Raw genomic sequence first — 23,517 nt, 5'->3', positions numbered from 1 at the left:
GCATACGCTCATCAGACTCGTCACATGCCCAGACAATCAGTCGAAGAAGAGACATTCGAGCAGATCGTCGCGCGTCTCGAGGTCACGCATCCTGACATCTCGAGGACGGACATCGAGAGTGCGACCCGCATCGAGTTCGACGCTCTCACCGGACGACCGGTCAGGGATTACATCCCGATCCTCGTGGAACGAGCGACCAAGAAGCGCCTCTCGAACGGGCGATCCTCCTCTCTCGTCTGAGGAGTGCGCGCGTGGTCGCATCCGGTGGGTGGCGGAGGCCGCGCACCCGCGATATGCGTCAACTCGGGGGCAGGCGCGCGCGAGTGGTCGCAGATGAGCGGCGTGAGGCAGGTTCGACCAGGGATTCGTGCCGCCCCGGCCCGGTAGAGTCCGGGGATGGCCACCCCGGATTTCATCATCGCCCTCCGAGAGAAGATCGGCACCGACCCGCTGTGGTTGTCCGGCGTCACCGCCGTCGTGCTCGACGGCTCCGACGTTCTCCTCGTGAAGCGCACGGACAACGGCGCGTGGACGCCCGTCACCGGGATCATCGATCCGGGTGAGGAGCCGGCGTACGCGGCCGTCCGCGAGGTGGAGGAGGAGGCCGGCGTCTCGTCCGTCGTCGAACGACTCGCGTGGGTGCGCGTCACCGAACCCGTGATCTACCCGAACGGCGACGAGTCGCAATACCTCGACCTCGTCTTCCGCCTGGCCTGGACCGGGGGAGACCCGACGCCGGCCGACGGTGAGAACACCGAGGCCCGTTGGTTCCCGCTCGACGCCCTCCCGCCGATGAGCGACGACATGCGCTCGCGGATCGCGGCGGCCGTCGAAGACCGACCGGACACGCGCTTCCAGGCACCCGGGCGCTGAACGCTCGAGTCGACTCGACCGTTAGTTGTCCGGCACTCGACCGGGCGGTTCGCCCTTCGTAGAATCAGAGGACGAGGAATCGATCGCCCGGAGGACCCCATGACGCGCGCACTTCTCATCGTCGACGTGCAGAACGACTTCACCGAGGGAGGCGCCCTGGGCGTCGACGGGGGAGGGGCCGTCGCCGAGGGCGTCACGGCGTTCGTCCGACGCACGAGCGGCGCCTACTCGGTGGTCGTCGCATCGCGCGACTGGCACGACGACGGCAACTCGAACGGCGGACACTTCGCCGACGGTGAGCCCGACTTCATGGACACGTGGCCGCGGCACTGCGTCGCCGGCACACCCGGCGCCGACTACCACCCGGCGCTCGATGCGTCGCTCGTCGACGTTCACGTGCGGAAGGGGCAGGGCGTACCGGCCTACTCGCTCTTCGAGGGCACGACCGACGACGGGGCGAGCGCGACCGCGGCCCTCGTCGATCGGGGTGTCACGGAGGTCGATGTCGTCGGCATCGCGACCGACCACTGCGTTCGCGCGACGGCGCTCGACGCGATCGAGCACGGCCTGCACGTGCGGATCCTCACCGACCTCGTAGCCGGGGTCGCCCCCGAGCCGAGCGCCGCGGCGCTCGCCGAGATCGCCCACCACGGCGGACTACTCGAGACGAGCTCCGTCGTCGCCGGGCCCAGCGCCGACTGAGCGTCGCCGCCGCTGACGAGGTCTTTTCACACGGTCGGATGGAGGGCCCGGGAGGTCGCACCTCCTCCCAGGCCCTCCATCGTTCGGAGTCCTCGACCGTCCGGATGGTTGATCGTCCGCCGCGTCCTGACGGTGGCTCCCGGGCGACCGTCACGGACGCGATTCTCGTGCGTGCGGACACGCGCGGATACGACGGCGCGCGCGTCCACCGCAACCCCCCGGACGGGCGTCCGGGGGTCCCGACGGGCGACTACTGGTTTCTCCCCTGAATGCTGCTGTCACCTTGAGATGGCCGCTGCGCGCTGCCTACCTTGCTGAAACGGGCTCAGCGACGAGCCGCGACCTCCGGGTCGCGGCCGGAGCTGCCTCCGAATGGTTCAGTGAGGGGAAAACACAATGGACTATCGGTCGAGCGCGGCGAAAATCGGACAATCGGACGATGCCGCACGGACGTCAACCCAGAAGGACAGAGACAGGAAGCACCCGGCCAGGACATGGTTCCGGGTGCTCTCCGCGACAGTGGTGGCGACTCTCTTCGCCGCTGCGGGAGCAGGGGCCGCCGTGGCGGCTCCCGGCGACCGCGCACAAGCGGAGGCCTTGTTCCTGAGCGGCGACGGTCTCGTCGATCTGGACGACATCGCCGAACTCGACGGCCCGTACTCGCAGTTCACGCCGGGCGGCGCGGAGAACGCGCCGCTCGACGTGACCGTGTTGAGCCTCATCGACATCGGGCTCGGCCTCCAGCTCTTCGGAGGCAACGATGTCCTCGACCTCGGAGCGACCGGGCAGTACGCGGAGACCGGTGTCGACGGCGCCGTCGCGGCGTCCGGGCTCATCACGGGCACCGGCGCGATCGTCGCCGGCAACGGTTCCCTCGAGCAGCAGACGACCCTCGATCTCGGGCCGGTGCTCGACGCCGCCGCGGCCGACGACCTCATCAGCACACTGAGCCTCGAGCTCGGAGCGCTGTCCGCGCGTGCGGAATCCTCACGCGGCTCGGACGTGACGACGACGAGCGACTACCAGGTCGCGAGCGGAGTGCTCCGTCTGCAGAGCCCCGCTCTCGGGGACCTCACGACGGGACTCGACGGCACGCTCGCCGACACGAGCGCCACCGTGAACGCCATCGCGGGCACCGACGGTGCCATCTCAGACACGAGCGCGCAGCTGATCGCGCCGATCCAGGCCCTCCTGCGGACTCTCCTCGGCCTCGTCACGCTGTCGAACGCGGAGGTCACCTCCACGCTGAACGTCGACCTCGGAACCGCGCTCGATGCGGCGACCGCCGACGCCTTCGTGAGCGGGCCGGTCACCATCGACCTCGGTACGGGCGAGATCCTCATCGACCTCGACGAGCTGTACGCGCTCAACGACCTCGCCCCGAACACGCAGCTGCTGGACGACCCGGCCATCAACGCTCAGATCACCGCAGCGATCAGCGACATCCTCACGGACCAGCTGCCGGAGGCGCTCGTCGACGCGGTGACCGACGTCCTCAACTCGACGACCCTCGCGATCACGATCAACGCCGACGCCTCGCTCCCCATCGTCGGTGGAATCGGCGTGGTGAACACGACGATCACCGGTTCGCTCGGAGGCTTCCTCGGCAACGACGGCCAGCCCGCCCCCGACGTGGATCTCGCGGGCACGAGCCTCGTCGGTCTCCCGGTCGGGACCCTGCTGACCCCGCTCACGACGCTCGTCACCGACACGCTCGTGCCGGACGTCCTCGCTCCCGTGGTCGCCACCGCCGTCGACCTCGACGGCCTCGAGGTGGCAGTCACCGCCGTCGCCACGACCGCCGTAACGGCGCTCTCGCCGCTCCTCGACCTCGTGAACGATGTCGTGAGCGTCACGCTCAACGTGCAGGAGCAGCCGGGCGCCTTCCGCGACCCTGCGGGCACCGACGCGGCCTCGTTCACCCAGACGGCCGTGCGCGTCGAGGTCCTTCCTGGCCTCGCCGACGTCGTCACGCTGAACCTCGCCTCGGCGACCGTCACGGCCGTGCCGCTCGCCGTGCCGACCATCGGCACGATCGACCCCGACAGGGGACCGGTGACCGGCGGGACAGAGGTGACCATCACGGGCACCGGCTTCGAGGACGTCGCCGGCGCGGACGCCGTGCTCTTCGACGGCGACCCCGCCGCGAGCTACACGGTCGTGAGCGACACCGAGATCACCGCCGTCACGCCGCCGCACGCCCCCGCGACCGTCGACGTGACGATCACGAACCCCGACGGCGTCTCCACCCCGGGCGAGTTCACGTTCTTCCCGCTCACCGAGGTCACCGGGATCGACCCCGGCTTCGGCGACGAGGACGGCGGAACCCTCGTCACGATCACCGGCAGCTGCTTCACCGGTGCCACCGGCGTGCTCTTCGGAACCACGCCGGGCACCGAGTTCGAGGTCGTGGACGACACCACCATCACGGTGATCTCGCCGGCCGGTGAGGGCACCGTCGACGTGACCGTGCAGAACCCCACCGAGTGCGGTGACGGGACGCTCGAGGACGCCTTCACGTTCGTGCCCGACGGCGCCGCCGTCATCGACGGGATCGACCCCGACCGCGGCCCGGAGGTGGGCGGCACCGAGGTGACGATCACCGGCTCCGGTTTCGACGACACCGAAGAGGTCCTCTTCGACGGCGAGCCCGCCGCCGACTTCGACATCATCAGCGACACCGAGATCCTCGCGGTCTCCCCGCCCCACGTGCCCGCGACGGTCGGCGTCCAGGTCGTCACCGACGTGGGCGCGTCCGCTCCCGCCGACTTCGAGTACTACGCCGTGACCGCGGTCGACGCGATCGATCCCGAGGCCGGCCCGATCGCGGGCGGCACGGATGTGACCATCACGGGATCGTGCTTCACCGGCGCGACCGACGTGCTCTTCGGCGACGAGTCCGCCACGTCCTTCACGGTCGTGAGCGACACCGAGATCACCGCCGTCACGCCGGCGGGCGACGCCATCGGCGCGGTCGATGTGACCGTCGTGGGCGCCGGCGACTGCGCAGACGGCGGTCCCGACGGCCCCGGAACGCTTCCGGACGGCTTCAGCTACCTCGCCGTGCCCGCCACCACCGAGCTCGACCCCGACCGCGGCCCGGTCACGGGCGGCACCGAGGTGACGATCACGGGCACCGGCTTCACCGGCGTCACCGAGGTCACCTTCGGTGGTGAGCCCGGTACGGAACTGGTCGTCGTGAGCGACACTGAGATCACCGTGACGTCCCCGGCCGGCGGCCCCGGCACCGTCGACGTCGTCGTGACGTCGCCCGTCGGGTCCTCCGCCGCGCTGCCCTTCGAGTACTTCCCCGTGACGGTTGTCACGGCCATCGACCCGGAGACGGGTGACGAGGCCGGCGGCACCGCCGTCACGATCACGGGCGACGCCTTCACCGGCGCCACCGGCGTGACCTTCGATGGTGTCCCGGCCACCGAGTTCGTCGTCGTGGACGACGAGACCATCACGGCCGTCACCCCCGCCGGCGTCGGCACCGTCGACGTCGTGGTCCTCAACCCGGGTGAGGCCGGCGACGGCGCGCTCGAGGACGGCTTCGAGTACCTCCCACCGGTCGCCCCGACGCTCACCGAGCTCGACCCGGACCGCGGACCGGAGGGCGGCGACACTCTCGTCATCGTCACGGGAACGGACTTCGACGGCACCACGAGCGTCACGGTCGACGGCATCGAGGCCGACTTCGACGTCGTGAGCGACACCGAGCTCACCTTCACCACTCCGCCGCACGCGCCGGAGACGGTGGACGTGATCGTCACCAACGAGGTCGGTCCGTCGGCTCCGCTCGACTTCACCTACTTCGCGACCGCCGAGGTCGACGAGGTCGATCCCGACGAGGGTCCGCTCGCGGGCGGTTCGGTCGTGACGATCACGGGCTCCTGCTTCACGGGCGCCACGGGCGTGCTCTTCGGCGACGTTCCCGCGACGGTCTTCTCGGTCGTGAGCGACACGGAGATCACCGTGCTCGTTCCCGCGGGCGTCACCGCCGGTGCGGTCGACGTCACGGTGATCGGCGGTGGGGAATGCGGCGACGCGACCCTTCCGGGCGGCTACACCTACCTCGACGCCCCGGCCATCGCCGCGCTCGACCCCGAGCGCGGACCCGTCACGGGCGGCACCGAGGTCACCATCACCGGCACCGGCTTCACCGGCACGACGACCGTCCTCTTCGGTGGTTTCGCGGGCACCGAGCTCACCGTCGTGAGCGACACCGAGATCACCGTGACGACCCCGAGTGCGGCGGCCCCTGGTCCCGTGCAGGTCGTCGTCTTCGCGGGCGGTGGCGCGTCGGAGCCCGGTGAATTCACCTACTTCGCCGTCGCCGAGATCACCGCGGTGACGCCGGCGTCCGGCGAGGAGCCGGGAGGCGAGACCGTGACGATCACGGGTTCGTGCTTCACGGGTGCCACGGGCGTCCTCTTCGGTGACGAGCCGGCGACCGACGTCGTGGTCGTGGACGACGGCACCATCACGGCCGTCACCCCCGCGGGTATCGGCACGGTCGACGTGACCGTGGTGAACCCGGGCGAGTGCGGCGACGCGACGCTCGAGGACGCATTTACCTACGTGCCGGAGGGCGCTCCTGTCCTCACCGCCATCGACCCCGACCGGGGACCGGAGGTGGGCGGCACCGCCGTGACGATCACGGGTACGGGTCTCGACTCGACCACGTCGGTCACGATCGACGGCGAAGAGGTCGGCTTCACGATCGTGGACGACACCGAGATCACCCTCGTGACCCCGCCGCATGCACCGGAGACGGTCGACGTCGTCGTGACGAACGCGGGAGGCGCCTCGGCTCCGCTCGACTTCACCTACGTGGGCGTCACGACCGTGGACACGGTCACCCCCGATGAGGGACCGCTCGCGGGCGGCACCGGGGTGACGATCATCGGTTCCTGCTTCACCGATGCGACCGCCGTGCTCTTCGGCGACGTCCCCGCGACCGACGTGGTCGTGGTCAGCGACACCGTCATCACCGCGACAGCGCCGGCCAGCATCGCCGTCGGCAGCGTGGACGTCACGGTCGTCGGTGCGGGCGAGTGCGGGCTCGGAGGCGAGGATGGCCCGGGCACGCTGCCGGACGGCTTCGAGTACCTCGCGGCTCCGCTCGTCACCGAACTCGACCCCGAGCGCGGACCCGTCACGGGCGGCACCGAGGTGACGATCACGGGCACCGGCTTCACCGACGCGACCGAGGTCACCTTCGGCGGAGTGCCCGGGACGGACCTGGTCGTCGTGAGCGACACGGAGATCACCGTGACGACCCCGGCGGGCGACGTCCCCGGCGTCGTCGACGTGGTCGTGACGGCGCCGTCCGGCGTTTCCGAACCCGGCGACTTCGAGTACTACCCGGTCGCCGAGATCGACGACGTCGCACCGAACGCGGGCGACGAGGACGGCGGCACGGTCGTGACCATCACGGGTTCCTGCTTCACGGGAGCCACGGACGTTCTCTTCGGGGACACCTCCGCGGCGAGCATCACCGTCGTGAGCGACACCGAGATCACCGCGACGACGCCCGCCGGGGTCGGCACGGTCGATGTCACGGTCGTGAACCCGACGGAGTGCGGCGACGGGACCATCGAGGACGCCTTCACCTTCGTGCCGGACGGCGCGGCCACCATCGACGCCCTCGAGCCCGACCGCGGCCCGTCCGTCGGCGGCACCGAGGTGACCGTCACGGGCGCCGGGTTCGACGACGCGGAGGAGGTCCTCGTGGACGGTGTCGCCGTGCCGGAGGCCGACGTCACGATCGTGAGCGACACGGAGCTCGTGTTCGTCACTCCAGCGCACGCGCCGGAGACCGTCAACGTGCAGGTCGTGACCGACGTGGGAGCCTCGGCTCCCTCCGACTTCACCTACTTCGACGTCACGACGATCGAGGAGGTGGACCCCGAGGCGGGACCGGAAGCGGGAGGCAACACCGTGACCATCACGGGCTCGTGCTTCACGGGAGCGACCGCCGTGCTCTTCGGCGACACCCCCGCGACGAGCTTCACCGTCGTGAGCGACACGGAGATCACGGCCGTCGCGCCGGCCGGCACGCCCGGCCTCGTGGACATCACGGTCGTCGGCGCCGGCGACTGCGCCGAGGGTGGCGACGACGGACCGGGCACGATCCCCGACGGCTACGAGTACCTCGCGGCGCCGAGCATCTCCGGCCTCGAGCCCATCGAGGGACCCGTCACGGGCGGCACGACGGTCACGATCACGGGCGAGGACTTCCTCGACGTGACCGGCACCGAGGGCGTCACCTTCGACGGAGAGCCCGCGGCCGAGTACACGGTCGTGAGCGACACGGAGATCACGGCGGTCACCCCGCCGCACGCCGTCGGGCCCGTCGACGTGATCGTCACGGGACCGGGTGGCGCGAGCGACCCGGCGGAGTTCACCTACGTCGCGGTGACGGTCATCGAGACCGTGACCCCGAACGCGGGCGCCGAGGAGGGTGGCACGCTCGTCACGATCGAGGGTTCCTGCTTCACCGGGACCTCCGAGGTGCTCTTCGGGGGTGTGCCGGGAACCGGTCTCACCGTCGTGGACGACGGCCTCCTCACGGTCGTCACCCCGGCCGGAACCGGCATCGTGGACGTGACCGTCGTGAACCCCACGGCATGCGGCGGAGCGACGGCGGAGGACGCCTTCACGTTCGTACCGGAGGGTGCGCCCGTCATCGAGTCCCTCGACCCCGACCGCGGCCCCGTCACGGGCGGCACGGAGATCACCATCACCGGTGAGGGCTTCGACGACGTGATCGACGTGCTGATCGACGGCGAGTCCGCTCCGTTCATCGAGATCGTGAGCGACACCGAGATCCTCGTGATCACGCCGGAGCACGCAGCGGGAACCGTTCCGGTCACGCTCATCACGTTCGACGGCCCGTCGGCCCCCGCCGACTTCACGTTCTTCGACGTGACGACGGTCGATGCCGTCGACCCGTCGGAGGGGCCGCTGGCCGGTGGCGAGGAGGTCACCATCACCGGTTCGTGCTTCACGGGCGTGACGCGCGTCGAGTTCGGTGGAGTCCCGGCCGACTTCGTGGTCGTCAGCGACACCGAGATCACGGCGGTCGTCCCGGCCGGCACGGTCGCGGGTGCCGTCGACGTCACGGTCACGGGCTTCGGCGAGTGCGCGGTCGACGGACCGGCCGTCCTGCCGGACGGTTACCTGTACACCGCACCTCCCGTCGTCACGTCGATCACCCCCGACCGCGGCCCGGTCGCGGGCGGCACGCTCGTGACGATCACGGGTGAGGGCCTCGGGGACGCCACCGCGGTGACCTTCGACGGTATCGAGGGGACCGGTCTGAACGACCCGACCGCCCTGCCGGAGGGGACCTTCCAGCCCTTCGCGATCATCAGCGACGAGGTCATCACGGTCTACTCGCCCGCCCACCCCGTGGGCACGGTGGACCTCGTGGTCATCGATCCCGATGGCTCGTCTGAGCCGGTCGACTTCACCTACTTCGGTGAGGACGTCCCCGGCCCGATCGATCCCGAGGACCCGGACGGCACCGATGTGGACGTCGTGACGCCGCCGCGCGGACCGTCCTCCGGCGGGACGACGGTGACGATCACCGGCTCGTGCTTCACCGGAGCGACCGCGGTCCTCTTCGGGAACACGCCGGCTCGGAGCGTCACGGTGATCAGTGACACGGAGATCCGCGCGGTCAGCCCAGCCGGATCCGGATCGGTCGACGTGACCGTCGTCGGATCCACCGAGTGCGGTTCGGCGACGCTCTCCGGTGGCTTCACCTACACGTCGGGACTCGCGGTGACGGGCTCCGACGCGGCGGGACTGGGCCTCCTGGCAGCACTGCTGCTCCTCGTGGGAGGTGCGGGCGCCTGGTTCAGCCGGCGCCGGAACGCCATCGGCTGACCGACGGACAGCACCACGGGCCCGACGGCCGCACCGCCGTCGGGCCCGTGGTGCTGTCCGCGTGCGGTCAGCTCGAGTCCCGGTCGCTGAGCTTGTCGAGGCGTGTCGCAGGCGTGCGTCGTCAGCACCCTTCGACGGGCTCAGGGACCGTGTGGGGACGGAGACGCAGGCGGGCAGATCACGGTCCGGCAGGCGCCACGGGCCCCGTCGTGCCGCGCACGATGAGTTCGGTCGCGGGGCGCTCCGTCTCCCGCTCGTCCTCGCCGGCGATGGCGTTGCGCAGAGCGAGCACAGCGGCCTCGCCGAGGTTCCGCATGTGGCTGCGCACGGTGGTGAGGGGAGGGGTCAGGAGGTTCGCCCCGAAGATGTCGTCGAACCCGACCACGCTGAGGCTCACCGGCACGTCGACGCCGGCCTCTCGGGATCCCTGGAGCAGTCCGAACGCCAGGAGGTCGTTGAAGGCGATGACCGCCGTGGCACCCGTCGCGACGACGCGGGGCACGGCCGCGTGTCCGCCCTCTATCGTGGGGCCGTCCGAGTCGAGGAAGGTCACCGTCATCCCGAGGGCCGCGGCGTCCGCGGCGATCACCTCGTGGCGGCGGCCGTTCATCCAGGACGCGGAGGGGCCCTCGAGGTAGACGATGTCTCGGTGGCCGAGTTCGTGGAGGTGGCGGACGGCCTGGTGCACGCCCACCTCGACCTCGGCCGTCGCCGCGGGGATGCCGTCCACGAGGCGGTTCACCGTCACCACCGGCTTCAGAGCGCTGAGCGACAGGATCTGCTCGTCGCTCAGCCGTGAACCGACGAGCATGAGTCCGTCGGCAACGCGGAGCAGCCGCTGGGCCGCGTCGAGCTCGATGTCCACGTTCTCCTGCGAATCCGCGAAGAGCAGTGTGCAGCCGGCGTCGGCCGTGACCCGCTCGGCTCCCCGGACGAGGTCGAAGTAGACGGGGTTCGTCATGTCGGACATCACGAGGGCGAGGTTGCCGGTGAGCCCGGACTGGAGCGAGCGCGCCATGGGGTTGAGGCGGTAGCCCAGTTCGTCGGCGGCCGCGCGGATGCGCGCCTCCGTCTCGGTGCTGATGCGCCCCGGCTTGTTGAGTGCCCGCGACACCGTCGACGCTGCGACTCCCGCCTTCTCGGCGATGTCGTAGATCGTCGGCGCGCTCGGGCGTCGTGTCCGCTCCGTCATTGGAACCCCCATGAGATGAATGCGAGGCCCCGGATCACGGGCCCGACTGGCAACCGCTTGCCATCTTAGGTCACAGACGCATCTCGAAAAGCGATCAATGCACGGCAATCGATTGCGGCAATCGGTTGCGCTTGCTACGCTCGCCACATATCGACGGCCCCCGGCACCCGATATCGATGGCCCCGGCACCGTTTCCCGAACAGCCGCAGGGCAGAGGCTCCCCGCCGCATCGCACTCCGTATCAATGACGAAACGAAGGACTACTGACGATGAAGTTGGTCTCGAAGAGAGTTGCGGCCGTGACCGCGACGATGGCCGCCGCGGCACTTGTCGCGGGTTGCTCGAGCGGCGGTGGCGACACCGGCGGCGGAAGCGCCGAGGGCGGAGGAACCCTCACCCTCGGTATCCTCGGCGAACCCACGTCGTGGGACCCGTCGCAGGCGCACGTCGGCCATGGGCTGCAGCCCTACCAGGTCACGTACGACACGCTGGTCCTCCGCACCGCCGACGGCACCCTCGAACCGATGCTCGCGACGGAGTGGTCCTACAACGACGACCGCACCGAGCTCACGCTCGAGTTGCGTGATGACGTCACGTTCAGCGACGGCGCCGACTTCGACGCCGAGGCCGTCAAGGCCAACATCGAGAACCTCAAGAACAACAACGGTCGTCAGGCCGCCCAGGTGGCCGCTGTCGAATCCGTCGACCCCGTCGACGACGACACGGTCGTCCTGAGCCTCTCGGCCCCCGACCCCTCGCTCGAATACAACCTCTCGCAGGCCGCCGGGCTCATGGGCAGCCCCGAGACCCTCGGTACCGATGAGCTCATCTCGACCCCCGTCGGATCAGGTCCCTACGTCATGGACACTGCCCAGTCGGTCTCCGGATCGCAGCTCGTCTTCACCGCGCGTGAGGACTACTGGAACCCCGATCTGCAGAAGTTCGACTCGATCGTGCTGAAGCCCTACGAAGAGCTGACGGCTCGTCTCAACGCACTGCTCTCGAACCAGGTCGATGCCACGATCCTCGACGCCTCCACCGCCGAACAGGCCGAGGGCGCGGGTTTCGAGACGCTCGAGGACTACCAGGTCGACTGGCAGGGCCTGCTCCTCCTCGACCGCGACGGCACGCAGGTCCCGGCGCTCGCCGACGTGCGCGTCCGCCAGGCCATCAACTACGCGATCGACCGCGACACGATGCTCGAGTCCATCCTGCGCGGCTACGGCGACCCGACACAGCAGGTGTTCGGGCCCGACAGCGGCGCATCCGTCGATGAACTCGACAGTCGTTACGACTTCGATCCTGAGCAGGCGAAGGATCTCCTCGCCGAGGCAGGCTACGCCGACGGCTTCGACCTCCCGATCACCGCGGGCCCCGGTTTCGAGACCGCGATGGCCGCGCTCACGCAGCAGCTCGCCGACGTCGGTATCCGCGTCCAGGTCGTGTCGGTCAACACCCAGACCTTCCTCGACGACCTCACCTCCGGGAAGATCCCCGTGCTCTACCAGAACCTCTTCCAGGGTGAGCCGTGGGTCGCGATCAACCAGATCATCTCCACCGAGGCGATCTACAACCCCTTCGACTCGACCACGCCGGAGCTCCAGGAGCTGATCACCGCCGTGCAGAACGGCGGGGACGACTCCGCCGAGGAGGCCAAGGCCGTCAACGAGTACATCTCGGAGAACGCCTGGTTCGCCCCCGTCTACCGGATCGACCAGGTCTACTCCTACAACGCGGACACGATCACGACGGAGAAGCAGACCCAGCAGGCCGTCCCGTCCATCTACAACTACGCGCCCGCCTCGTAACCAGCGGTGGGGAGGCGGCGTCCGTCGCCGCCTCCCCACCTCACGGACTGCACTGGAGCACTCGTGATCACCTATTCCCTCAAGCGCATCGCGTCGGGCATCGTCCTGCTCGCCGTCATCTGCGCCGCCGCCTACGCGCTGCTCTTCGTCAACGGCTCGAGCATCGCCCGGAACATCGTCGGCGATCAGGCCACCGAGGCCCAGGTCGAGGCGAAGTCGATCGAGCTCGGCCTGGACCAGCCCCTTCCTCTCCGCTTCCTCGACTGGGTCGGGAGCGCCCTCACGGGCGATCTCGGTCGCAGCTGGTTCGGCACGCTCACCGTCTCCGACGCCCTCACGACGCGTCTCCCGGTGACTCTTGCCCTCATCGGCGTCGCGATGCTCTTCGTCACCCTCCTCGCCACGACGATCGGCACGCTCGCCGCCGTGAAGCGCGGCTGGATCGACCGAGCCGTGCAGGTGGGCGCGGTCATCGGTGACGCGATCCCGGGCTTCGTCCTCGCCGTGGTCCTCGCGACGGTCTTCGCCGTGCAGCTCGGCTGGTTCCCCGCCGTCTCGAGCATCGGACCCGGAGCCGGAGCGGACGCGTGGATCGCCTCCCTCACCCTTCCCGTGATCGCGATCGTGCTCAACTACGTCACCGCGAGCGCGCAGCAGATCCGCTCGGCGGTCATCCAGCAGCGCGACCGCGACTTCGTGCGGACCCTCCGCAGCCGTGGCCTCGGCGAGAGCGAGATCCTCCTCAAGCACGTGTTGCGCGCGGCCGCACCGGCCGGCCTCACCGTCCTCAGCCTGCAGTTCGTCGGCCTGCTCGGCGGCGCCGTGATCCTCGAGCGCATCTTCGCGCTCCCGGGTATCGGCCAGCTCGCCGTCACGTCGACCGTGAGCGGGGACATCCCCATCGTCATGGGTGTCGTCCTCTACACGGTCGTCATCGTCGTCATCGTCAACCTGGCCGTCGACCTCATCAACGGCTGGCTCAACCCGAAGGTGCGTGTGTCATGACCGCGACAACCAACGCCCCGGCGTCCACGCGACGCGACAACGTCCTTCTCCGCTTCCTCCGCAACCCGCTCGGGGCCATCGGCCTCGCGATCGTGCTCCTCGTCGTGCTGGGGGCCGTCCTCGCCCCCGTGCTCGCCCCGTTCGGTGTGACCACAGCCGACATCGCGAACCCGTTCGCCGATCCGGGCGGGGACCACCTCCTGGGCACGGACAGCTCGGGTCGCGATACCTGGAGCCGCCTGCTCTGGGCGTCCCAGTTGACGCTCGCGTCCGCCGTTCTGTGCGCCGTCGTCGCGATCGCGATCGGGCTTCCGTCCGGACTCATCGCCGGATACTTCGGGGGACCCTTCGACGGCGTGTCCTCCTGGTCGGCCAATGCCCTCATGAGCCTGCCCGCGATCATCGTGCTGCTCTCGGTGCGGTCGGCGGTGGGTCCCAGCGTGTGGGTCACGATGATCGTGTTCGGCATCCTCCTGAGCCCCGGGTACTACCGCCTGACGCGCACGGCCGTGCAATCGGTGCGGAACGAGCTCTACGTGGATGCCGCGCGGGTCTCCGGTCTCAGCGACGCCCGCATCATCAGCCGCCACATCATCTCCGTGGTGCGCGCGCCCATCATCATCCAGACGGCCCTCATCGCGGGAGTCGCGATCGCGATCCAGTCGGGACTCGAATTCCTCGGTCTCGGCAACCCGTCGGAGCCCACGTGGGGGGCGATGCTCAGCGAGGGCTTCCGCAACATCTACATCTCCCCGACCCTCCTGCTGTGGCCGGCGCTCGCGATCGGTCTCACGGTCGGTGCGTTCGTGCTCATCGGAAACGCGCTCCGGGACGCGCTCGAGGACCTGCCGAAGGTCCGTGCGAGCCGCAAGGCGACCGCCGCGGTCGCGGCGAGCGGGATGACGGCCGGTTCCCTCAGCGGCACGGCGTCCATCGCGGTGGAGCCCGAGATCGCGCCGACCGTGTCGATCTCCACCAGTTCGGACCCGCTTCCGGGCGTGGGCGAGCTCCCCGCGGGCGACCATCTGCTCGAGGTCCGCGACCTCGAGATCGGGTACCCGGCTCCGGACGGCGGCCTCACGAAGGTCGTGCAGGGCGTCAGCTTCTCGATCGACCGCGGCGAGGTGCTCAGCATCGTCGGCGAGTCCGGCTCGGGCAAGAGCCAGACGGCCTTCGCGGTGCTCGGGCTCCTCCCGAGCTCCGCGCGCATCGTGGGCGGCAGCATCGTGATCGACGACATCCAGACGGTGGACACCGCCGCCGAGCGCATCCTGCAGAAGAAGGTCGCGCCGCTGCGTGGGCGTCGGATCTCGTACATCCCGCAGGAGCCCATGTCGAACCTCGACCCGAACTACACCATCGGCCACCAGCTGGCCCGGCCGATGGTGAAGCTCCTCGGGATCAGTCGCTCCGAAGCGAAGCGGCGTGCGATCGAGCTCCTCGAACGCGTCGGGATCGCCGACCCGCAGCGCACGTTCGACTCCTACCCGAACGAGATCTCGGGAGGAATGGCGCAGCGCGTGCTCATCGCGGGAGCGGTCAGCTGCGAACCCGACCTCATCATCGCGGACGAGCCCACCACGGCCCTCGACGTGACGGTGCAGGCGGAGGTGCTCGACCTGCTCCGCCGCATGCGCGACGAACTCGGGGTCGCGATCCTGCTCGTCACGCACAACTTCGGTGTCGTCGCGGATATCGCCGATCGCGTCGCGGTCATGCAGCGCGGACGCCTCGTCGAGGAGGGGCCGGTGCGCGAGATCCTGCGCGACCCGCGCCACCCGTACACCCGCACCCTGCTCGGTTCCATGCTCACCGGCCGGGAACCGCTCACGAAGCTCACCGAGGAGACGACGCGATGACCGAGAAGCTGCTCCAGGTCGACGACCTGGCCGTCGCCTACCCGCGGAAGGGATTCCGCCGCGGGGCGACGGAGATCCTCCACGGTGTGTCCTTCGACATCGACCAGGGGAAGACCCTCGGCGTCGTCGGGGAATCCGGATCGGGCAAGACCACGATCGGTCGCGCCATCCTGGGCCTCGCCCCGATCACACGCGGGACCGTGACCTTCGATGGTGTGGACATCACACGGGCCGCGCGGTCGAAACGCGCCTCGCTCGCCGCCGACCTGCAGGTGGTGTTCCAGGACCCGTTCTCCTCGCTCAACCCGGCGATGGAGATCGGACAGATCCTCGCAGAGCCCCTCGAGATCCAGAAGGTCGGACCGACCGAGAGCCGTGCCCGCGTGGCCGAGCTCCTCGATCGGGTGGGGCTCCCCGCCAACGCCATCACGCGGCTGCCGCGGGAGTTCTCCGGCGGACAGCGGCAGCGCATCGCGATCGCACGTGCCCTGGCGCTGCGTCCGAAGCTCATCGTGTGCGACGAGCCCGTGAGCGCGCTCGACCTCACCACGCAGGCCCGCGTGCTCGACCTCTTCCTCGAGATCCAGCAGGACCTCGGGGTGTCGTACCTCTTCATCTCCCACGACCTCGACGTGATCCGCCACATCAGCCATGAGGTGGCCGTGCTCTATCGCGGCGATGTCGTCGAGCACGGACGTTCGACGGCGGTCACGGCGGACCCGCAGCATCCGTACACGCAGCGGCTGCTCCTCGCTTCCCCGCTCCCCGATCCGGACAAGCAGTCCGAGCGGCGAGCGCTGCGGGCGCGCATGGCCGAAGACGAGCGCCTCGCGGACGTGGCCGGGGGAGACCGATGACAGACCTCCTGACCACATCCCCCTCCGGAGCCGAGAGGACAACGGTCGGCGACGACCGCCTCTTCCCAGTGGACGCGCACACGCGCGGCCTCGCCCGCGACCTCTACGAGAGCGTCGCCGACCTCCCGATCATCTCTCCGCACGGCCACGTGCCAGCGGCCCTGCTCCGGAAGGACCACCCCTTCGAGGATCCGACGGAACTCCTGCTGAGTTCCGATCACTACGTCACACGCCTGCTGCACGCCAACGGTGTGAGCTACGACGACCTGCGTCCCGCGGATGGCCGACCCGCTGGTCGCCGGGCGTGGGACCTCCTGGCCGCGCACTGGCACGAGTTCGCCGGGACCGCGTCCGGCTATTGGCTCGAGCGCACCTTCGAGCAGGTCTTCGGCCTCACCGAGGAGCTCGGGTCGGACAGCGCCGGTCGCCTGTACACCGCGATCGAGTCGCGTCTCGCCGAACCGGCGTTCCGCCCGCGCGCCCTCTTCGACGCGTTCCGGATCGACGTGCTCGCGACCACCGACGACCCCCTCGACGACCTCGCCGACCATGCGGCGCTGCGGGACGACGCGTCTTTCCGCGGGCGGGTCCTTCCGACCTTCCGACCCGATCGCTACCTCGACCCCGAGAGCCCGAGCTTCGCCGCCGACGTCGCGCGGCTGCACGAGGCGACGGGTGCTCCGATGACTTTCGCCGGCTACCGCGCCGCCCTCGAGGCGCGGCGCGCGTACTTCATCGATCACGGCGCCGTCTCGGCCGACCACGGCATCGCGGACCTGCTCGTCGTGGACCTCGGCGATCAGGCCGCTGCGTTCTACGATCGGGCCGTCGGCGGATCGCTCTCGAGCGGCGAGGCCCGCGCGTTCCGTGGCCACATGCTGCTCGAGATGGGGCGCATGAGCGCGCGCGATGGCCTCGTCATGACGATCCACCCCGGCGTGCGGCGCAACCACAGCTCCGCGACATTCGAGCGTTTCGGCGCGGACACCGGTAACGACATCCCGATCACCACGCGATTCACCGACGAGATCCGGCCGCTGCTCGAGGAGATCGGGCTCCTACCCGACGTGCACCTCGTGCTCTTCAGCGTCGACGAGACGGTCTACTCACGTGAGATCGCACCGCTCGCGGGGTTCTACCCGTCCGTCTACATCGGCGCGCCCTGGTGGTTCCTCGACGCACCGGACGCCGGGCTGCGCTTCCGCTCGGCCGTCACCGAGACGGCCGGCTTCTACCGACACTCCGGCTTCATCGACGACACGCGCGCCTTCCTCTCGATCCCGGCCCGCCACGACATGTCCCGGCGTCTCGACGCGTCGTTCCTCGCGCGGCTCGTCGTCGAGGGACGCGTGCGGCCGGCTGCGGCACGTCGCATCATCCACGACCTCACCGACACGATGCCGCGGGAGGTGTTCAAGCTGTGACGGACGCTCTCTCACGCGCCACATATCCTGGGGTGCGCCGCACCCCGGACCGCCTGATCGTGCACATCGGACTCGGTGCCTTCCACCGCTCGCACCAGGCGTGGTTCACGGCGCGAGCGCACGATGGCGATCGGTGGGCGATCACCGCTTACTCGGGTCGCCGTCCGGACGCCGCCGACGCCCTCCAGGCCCAGGACGGCCTCTACACGCTCATCGAGCGCGGGGAGGGCGGCGATCGCGCCACGGTCATGGACATCATCACGGAGGCCGTCGACGGCGGCGATGTCGACCATCTCATGCGGTCCGTCGCCGATCCGCACACGTCCGTCGTGACACTCACGATCACGGAGGCCGGCTACGAATGGTCCGATGAGCTCGAGGCCGACCGACTGCTCCTCGCCGGTGTCGACCGTTCCGCCGACGATCACCCGGCCACCGCCCTCGGGCGCCTCGCCCTCGCGCTCGATTCGCGTCGCCTGGCGGGTGCTGGGCCCGTCGCACTCGTGAGCTGCGACAACCTGCCGGACAACGGCGCTGTCCTCCGCGCGGCGCTCCGTCCGCTCCTCGACGCGATCGGTCCCGACACGGCGGCGTGGGTCGAGGAGAGCGTGGGCTTCGTCTCGAGCTCCGTCGACCGCATCACGCCGCGGTCCACGACCGCCGACGAGGAAACGGCCGAGGCCCTCACCGGCTTCCGTGACCCGTGCGTCGTCGTGACCGAACCCTTCGCCGACTGGACCATGTCGGACGACTTCCCCGCGGGGCGGCCGGCCTGGGAGACGGCCGGCGCGCGCATCGTCGACGACGTCGAGCCGTTCGAGCGCCGCAAGCTGTGGCTGCTCAACGGCGCCCACACGCTGCTCGCGGCGGCCGGACCGGGCCGCGGGCACGCGTTCGTCGACGAGGCGTTCGCCGACCCGGTCCTGCGCTCCTCCGTCGAGGGCTTCTGGGACGAGTGCGTGCGGCACCTGCCGGACGACCTCGACCTCGATCGCTACCGCGCCGACCTCGCGAGTCGCTTCGGCAACTCGGCCATCCGACACTCACTGGAACAGATCGCGACGGGTGCCGAGGCGAAGCTGCGCGTGCGTATTCTCCCGGTGATCGCAGCGGAACGTGCCGCAGGGCGCTCGGGCACCGCCGCAGCGGTGGCTCTGGCCGCCCATCTCGCCCGCCTCTCGGACGGCCGAACGCCCGAGCACGCGGCCGTCCGATCGGCCCTGGAACGGATCGCTGACGCTTCCGTCGATGACGCCGTCGTCGATCTCGTCACCGACCTCATCACGACCTCACGCGCCACGAGCGCACCCACCCACTGAAGGAGATTCAATGCTGAAGCCCCAGGCCTCCCGATCCCGCGATCTGCGATCGCTCGACGGACTCTGGTCGTTCGCCCTCGACCACGAGGTCGGCGACGAGCCCTGGCGCGGTCGGATGGTCACCCCACGGCAGGCCCCCGTTCCCGCGAGCTACAACGACGTCTTCGCCGACGCCGAGATCCGCGACCACATCGGTGTGGTCTGGTACCAGCGCGAGGTCGTCGTCCCCAGCACGTGGACCGGGCGCCGCATCGTCCTCCGCTTCGACGCGGTGACCCACACGGGGACCGTCTTCGTGAACGGCGAGCGCGTGGCCCACCACGAGGGCGGCTACACGCCGTTCGAGGTCGACATCACCTCGCTCGCCGCGCCCGGCGAAGAGGTGCTCGTGACGGTCGCGGTCGACAACCGGCTGACGTCGGCGACGGTGCCGCCCGGAGAGGTCGGGACGGCGGAGGACGGCACGCCGACCCAGCTCTACCGCCACGACTTCTTCAACTACGCCGGGCTCCACCGCTCCGTGCACCTCGCGGCCACCGCGCCGGACCACATCCGCGACGTCACCGTCACGACGACGCGCGACGGCTCGGGAACCGCGAGCGTGCACTTCGCGGTCGACACGTCGAACGGGGGCGACGTGCGCGTCGTGCTGCGCGACGAGGACCGCCGCGAGGTCGCCTCGGCCGACGGCGCGACGGGCACCCTCACCGTGACCGATCCGGTGCTCTGGCAGCCAGGCGCCGCGTACCTCTACGACCTCGAGGTCGTGCTCGGCGACGGACGCGACGGCGACAGCTACACGCTCCCGGTCGGTATCCGCACCGTCGAGGTGCGGGGGCAGCAGTTCCTCATCAACGACGAGCCCTTCTACTTCACCGGTTTCGGCAAGCACGAGGACGCCCCGTTCCGCGGCAAGGGTCACGACGACGTGCTCCTCGTGCACGACTTCGCCCTCCTCGACTGGATCGGCGCGAACTCGTTCCGCACCTCCCACTACCCGTACGCCGAGGAGGTCCTCGACTACGCCGACCGGCACGGCATCGTCGTGATCGACGAGACGGCCGCCGTCGGCATGAACATCAACATGGCCGGCGGCATCCTCGGGGGCGCGAGGAAGCCCACGTTCTCCCCGGAGACCATGAGCGACGTGACCCGCGATGCCACTGCCCAGGGCATCCGCGAGCTCATCGCTCGCGACAAGAACCACCCGAGCGTCGTGATGTGGTGCATCGCCAACGAGCCGGCCTCCGCCGAGGAGGGTGCGCGGGAATACTTCGAACCGCTCGTCGACCTCACACGCGAGCTCGACCCCACGCGGCCCGTGACCTTCGCCAATCAGGGCGACGCCCGCTTCGACAACGACCTCATCGTCGACATGTTCGACGTGATCTGCCTCAACCGCTACTTCGGCTGGTACCAGCAGACGGGGGACCTCGCACGTGCCGAGGTCGAGCTCGAGAAGGAGCTGCTCGGCTGGGCGGCGACCTACGACAAGCCGATCCTCATGACCGAGTACGGCGTCGACACGGTCGCAGGCCTCCACCAGGCCGTGCCCTCGCCGTGGAGCGAGGAGTACCAGATCGACTTCCTCGCGATGTACCACCGCGTCTTCGACCGCATCCCGGCCGTCCAGGGCGAGCAGATCTGGAACTTCGCCGACTTCCAGACCAAGGCCGGCATCATCCGCGTGGACGGCAACAAGAAGGGTGTCTTCACGAGGGATCGACGTCCCAAGTCCGTCGCCCGCATACTGAAGTCCCGGTGGACCGCGATGCGTGACGCCGCCGCGGGTATCGCAGCAGGAACCGCTACAGAAGGAGGAGATCGATGAGGATCGACAAAGCCGAGGTCATCGTCACGAGCCCTGACCGCAACTTCGTCACGCTCAAACTCACGACGGACGACGGGCTCACGGGCCTCGGCGACGCGACCCTGAACGGGCGCGAACTCGCCGTGGTGAGCTACCTCTCCGAGCACGTCGTGCCGCTCCTGATCGGTCGTGACGCGCACAAGATCGAGGACACCTGGCAGTTCCTGTATCGCAGCGCCTACTGGCGCCGCGGACCCGTCACGATGGCCGCGATCGCCGCCGTCGACATGGCGCTGTGGGACCTCAAGGGCAAGGCCACCGGTATGCCCGTGTACCAGCTGCTCGGAGGGGCGTCCCGCACCGGTCTGCTCGCGTACGGTCACGCCTCGGGCAAGACGAACGACGAGCTCTTCGACAGCATCCGCTCCCACCAGGAGCAGGGCTACCGGGCGATCCGCGTGCAGACGGGCGTGCCCGGGCTGAAGTCGATCTACGGGATCGCGTCGAACGCGACCTTCGAGGCCAACTCAGGTGTGCGCTACGACCACGAGCCCGCTCAGCGGGGCGCCCTCCCGGCTGAAGAGGACTGGGACACCCGCAGTTACCTGCGGCACATCCCCACCGTGTTCGAGGCCGTGCGCAACGAGTTCGGGCCGGAACTGCCGCTCCTCCACGACGCCCACCACCGCATGACGCCGATCCAGGCTGCGAGGCTCGGCAAGAGCCTCGAACCGTACGATCTGTTCTGGCTCGAGGACTGCACGCCCGCGGAGAACCAGGAGGCGCTGCGTCTCGTCCGTCAGCACACCACGACGCCGCTCGCGATCGGCGAGATCTTCAACTCGGTGTGGGACTACCAGCAGATCATCCGCGAGCAGCTCATCGACTACGTGCGGAGCGCGGTGACCCACACGGGCGGCATCACGCACCTCAAGAAGGTGCTCGACTACGCGAGCCAGTACCAGATCAAGTCCGGCATGCACGGCCCCACGGACATCTCGCCCGTCGGCATGGCGGCCGCGATGCACCTCGGGCTCGCGATCCACAACTTCGGCATCCAGGAGTACATGAAGCACGGGCAGAAGACCGACGAGGTCTTCCAGCAGTCCTTCACCTGGACCGACGGCTTCCTCCACCCGGGCGAGAAGCCCGGGCTCGGCGTGGAGCTCGACGTGGACGAGGCCGGGAAGTACCCGTACCAGCAGGCCTACCTGCCGTACAACCGCCTCGCCGACGGGACCGTGCACGACTGGTGACCGGTGCGGCGCGCGCCGGTCGAACGTGCCGGCGCGCACCGTCTCTCGTCACGACTCGTGGCGCGAGAGGAACTCGTACACCTCGGTGTCGTCGACACCCGGGAACGTGCCGCGGGGGAGCGGGGCGAACGTGTGCGTATGCACGCGGGCGCTCGGCCACGCCTTGTCCTTCCACCGTGCTGTGAGCTCGTCGGACGGGCGGCGGCAGCACGCCTCGTCCGGGCACGTCGAGACGGCGCGCTCGGTCGTCTCCCGGCCTCGGAACCAGCGGGCGTCGTCGAAAGGCACGCCGACGCTGATGGAGAACTCCCCGTCGGACGTGGAGCCCGTCTGGGTCGCGCACCAGTATGTGCCGGCGGGCGTGTCCGTGTACTGGTAGAGCTCCGTCGTGCGGTTGGTGCGGTCGAAGGCGCTGCGTGCGCTCCATTTCCGGCAGACCGACTGACCCTCGATCGCGCCCGTCACGTCGCTCGGTAGCGGGAGTCCGTCGTTCTCATAGCCGCGCAGGAGCGCGCCGTCGCCGCCGACGCGCAGGAAGTGCATGCGCATGTCGAGTTTCGAGGTCGCGAGGTTCGTGAACCGGTGGGCGGCCGCCTCGTGCGTCACGCCGAACGCGTCACGGAAGTCCTCGATCGCAAGGTTCTTGTCCTTCTTCGCCTGCGTGAGGAAGGTGACGGCCGCGGTCTGAGGCATGAGACAGCACGCGGCGTAGTAGTTGATCTCGAGCCGCTGACGCAAGAACTCCGCGTAGCTCTCCGGCCGCTCGTGCCCCAGCACGCGATGAGCCATCGCCTGCAGCGCCATCGAGCGCAAGCCGTGGCCGCCGGGGATCGACGCCGGCGGCAGGTAGATGCGGCCGTTCTCGAGGTCGATGACGCTCCGGGCGGAGCTTGGGAGATCGGATACGTAGATGAGCGAGAAGCCCAGCTGCTCCGCCATGATGCCGACCGTTCGGTGGGTCAGGGCGCCCGAGGTGTGGCCGGCGGCGCGCACGCGCTCCTCGGCGAGCGCCTCGATCTCGGGGAGGTAGTTGTCCTGCGCGCGCATGAGCTCCCGGAGTTCCGTGTTCGCCCGTCTCGCCTCCTCCGGTGTCGCGATGGCCTCGCTCGCGCGTCGCTGCAGCTCGCGATGCAGACCGACGACCGCCTCGAGCGTCTCGTCGGAGGTTCCTTTCGTGACCCGTACGCGGGGGAGCCCGAGAGATGCGTACAGCGCCCCCTTCTGCGCTCGTTCGAGTTCGATCTCGAGGGACGCGCGCCGGCTCGGCGGCTCTCCGGAGAGCAGCTCCGCGATGTCGAGTCCGAGCTCGCGGGCGAGAGCCTGGAGGGTCGAGAGCTTCGGTTCGCGTTTGCCGTTCTCAACGAGCGACAGCTGGCTCGGGGCCACGCCGACGCGCTCGCCGAGTGCATCGAGGGTGAGGCCCGCGGCCGTCCGGAAATGCCGGAGACGGTGTCCCAGAGTGTCGAGCTCGGAATGAGTCGAAGTCATGAGCTTGACGATAGCGAAAGAATCAACG

The 23,517-nt window shown here is 69.6% G+C and carries 14 protein-coding genes; 12 read left to right on the top strand and 2 right to left on the bottom strand.

Features of this window, described 5'->3' with window-relative positions; genetic code table 11:
• Positions 1-24 precede the first annotated feature (24 nt).
• From ELQ94_RS07845 to ELQ94_RS07830, 4 genes are all read left to right on the top strand, one after another.
• Positions 25-240 carry a three-helix bundle dimerization domain-containing protein gene (locus ELQ94_RS07845; RefSeq protein ID WP_127048896.1) on the top strand — a complete coding sequence of 72 codons (216 nt, stop codon included), beginning with the start codon at positions 25-27 and terminating at the stop codon, positions 238-240.
• 156 nt (positions 241-396) lie between these two features.
• Complete coding sequence (locus ELQ94_RS07840; RefSeq protein WP_127048894.1) at positions 397-873, top strand: NUDIX hydrolase; 477 nt, start codon at positions 397-399, stop codon at positions 871-873.
• 99 nt (positions 874-972) lie between these two features.
• The gene (locus ELQ94_RS07835) at positions 973-1,575 is read left to right on the top strand and encodes an isochorismatase family protein (RefSeq protein ID WP_127048892.1); all 603 of its coding nucleotides are present in this window, start codon (positions 973-975) and stop codon (positions 1,573-1,575) included.
• A gap of 504 nt (positions 1,576-2,079) precedes the next feature.
• Positions 2,080-9,471, top strand: coding sequence for an IPT/TIG domain-containing protein (locus tag ELQ94_RS07830; RefSeq protein WP_127048890.1), 7,392 nt, complete (start codon positions 2,080-2,082; stop codon positions 9,469-9,471).
• Positions 9,472-9,649: 178 nt separating this feature from the next.
• Here the strand turns inward: ELQ94_RS07830 and ELQ94_RS07825 are convergent, their stop codons facing one another.
• Positions 9,650-10,663 carry a LacI family DNA-binding transcriptional regulator gene (locus tag ELQ94_RS07825; RefSeq protein ID WP_166404687.1) on the bottom strand — a complete coding sequence of 338 codons (1,014 nt, stop codon included), beginning with the start codon at positions 10,661-10,663 and terminating at the stop codon, positions 9,650-9,652.
• A gap of 269 nt (positions 10,664-10,932) precedes the next feature.
• On the opposite strand from ELQ94_RS07825, the gene ELQ94_RS07820 reads away from it, so the two are divergent.
• From ELQ94_RS07820 to manD, 8 genes are all read left to right on the top strand, one after another.
• Positions 10,933-12,471: an ABC transporter substrate-binding protein gene (locus tag ELQ94_RS07820; RefSeq protein WP_127048886.1), complete on the top strand. Its 1,539-nt coding sequence runs from the start codon at positions 10,933-10,935 to the stop codon at positions 12,469-12,471.
• Between the two features lie 63 nt (positions 12,472-12,534).
• Positions 12,535-13,476, top strand: a complete 942-nt coding sequence (locus ELQ94_RS07815) for an ABC transporter permease (RefSeq protein WP_127048884.1) — start codon at positions 12,535-12,537, stop codon at positions 13,474-13,476.
• Positions 13,473-15,335: a dipeptide/oligopeptide/nickel ABC transporter permease/ATP-binding protein gene (locus ELQ94_RS07810; RefSeq protein ID WP_127048882.1), complete on the top strand. Its 1,863-nt coding sequence runs from the start codon at positions 13,473-13,475 to the stop codon at positions 15,333-15,335. The genes ELQ94_RS07815 and ELQ94_RS07810 overlap by 4 nt, the downstream gene beginning before the upstream one ends.
• On the top strand, positions 15,332-16,192 hold the full coding sequence (locus ELQ94_RS07805; RefSeq protein ID WP_127048880.1) for an ATP-binding cassette domain-containing protein: 861 nt from the start codon (positions 15,332-15,334) through the stop codon (positions 16,190-16,192). Before ELQ94_RS07810 ends, ELQ94_RS07805 begins: the two co-directional genes overlap by 4 nt.
• Positions 16,189-17,616 carry a glucuronate isomerase gene (gene uxaC, locus ELQ94_RS07800; protein WP_127048878.1) on the top strand — a complete coding sequence of 476 codons (1,428 nt, stop codon included), beginning with the start codon at positions 16,189-16,191 and terminating at the stop codon, positions 17,614-17,616. The genes ELQ94_RS07805 and uxaC overlap by 4 nt, the downstream gene beginning before the upstream one ends.
• A 32-nt stretch (positions 17,617-17,648) precedes the next feature.
• Positions 17,649-18,935 carry a mannitol dehydrogenase family protein gene (locus tag ELQ94_RS07795; protein ID WP_243696914.1) on the top strand — a complete coding sequence of 429 codons (1,287 nt, stop codon included), beginning with the start codon at positions 17,649-17,651 and terminating at the stop codon, positions 18,933-18,935.
• A gap of 10 nt (positions 18,936-18,945) precedes the next feature.
• A complete protein-coding gene (uidA, locus tag ELQ94_RS07790) occupies positions 18,946-20,766 on the top strand; it encodes a beta-glucuronidase (protein ID WP_127048874.1) in 1,821 nt (606 codons plus the stop codon).
• Positions 20,763-22,001 (top strand): D-mannonate dehydratase ManD, encoded by a 1,239-nt coding sequence (gene manD / locus ELQ94_RS07785; protein WP_127048872.1) that lies wholly within the window; start codon positions 20,763-20,765, stop codon positions 21,999-22,001. Before uidA ends, manD begins: the two co-directional genes overlap by 4 nt.
• A gap of 48 nt (positions 22,002-22,049) precedes the next feature.
• Here manD and ELQ94_RS07780 read toward each other — a convergent pair whose 3' ends face one another.
• On the bottom strand, positions 22,050-23,489 hold the full coding sequence (locus ELQ94_RS07780; protein ID WP_127048870.1) for an XRE family transcriptional regulator: 1,440 nt from the start codon (positions 23,487-23,489) through the stop codon (positions 22,050-22,052).
• Positions 23,490-23,517 lie beyond the last annotated feature (28 nt).

The organism is Labedella endophytica, assembly GCF_003990045.1.
Taxonomy (GTDB): Bacteria; Actinomycetota; Actinomycetes; order Actinomycetales; family Microbacteriaceae; genus Labedella; species Labedella endophytica.
This window is presented reverse-complemented; position numbering and strand designations above follow the sequence as displayed.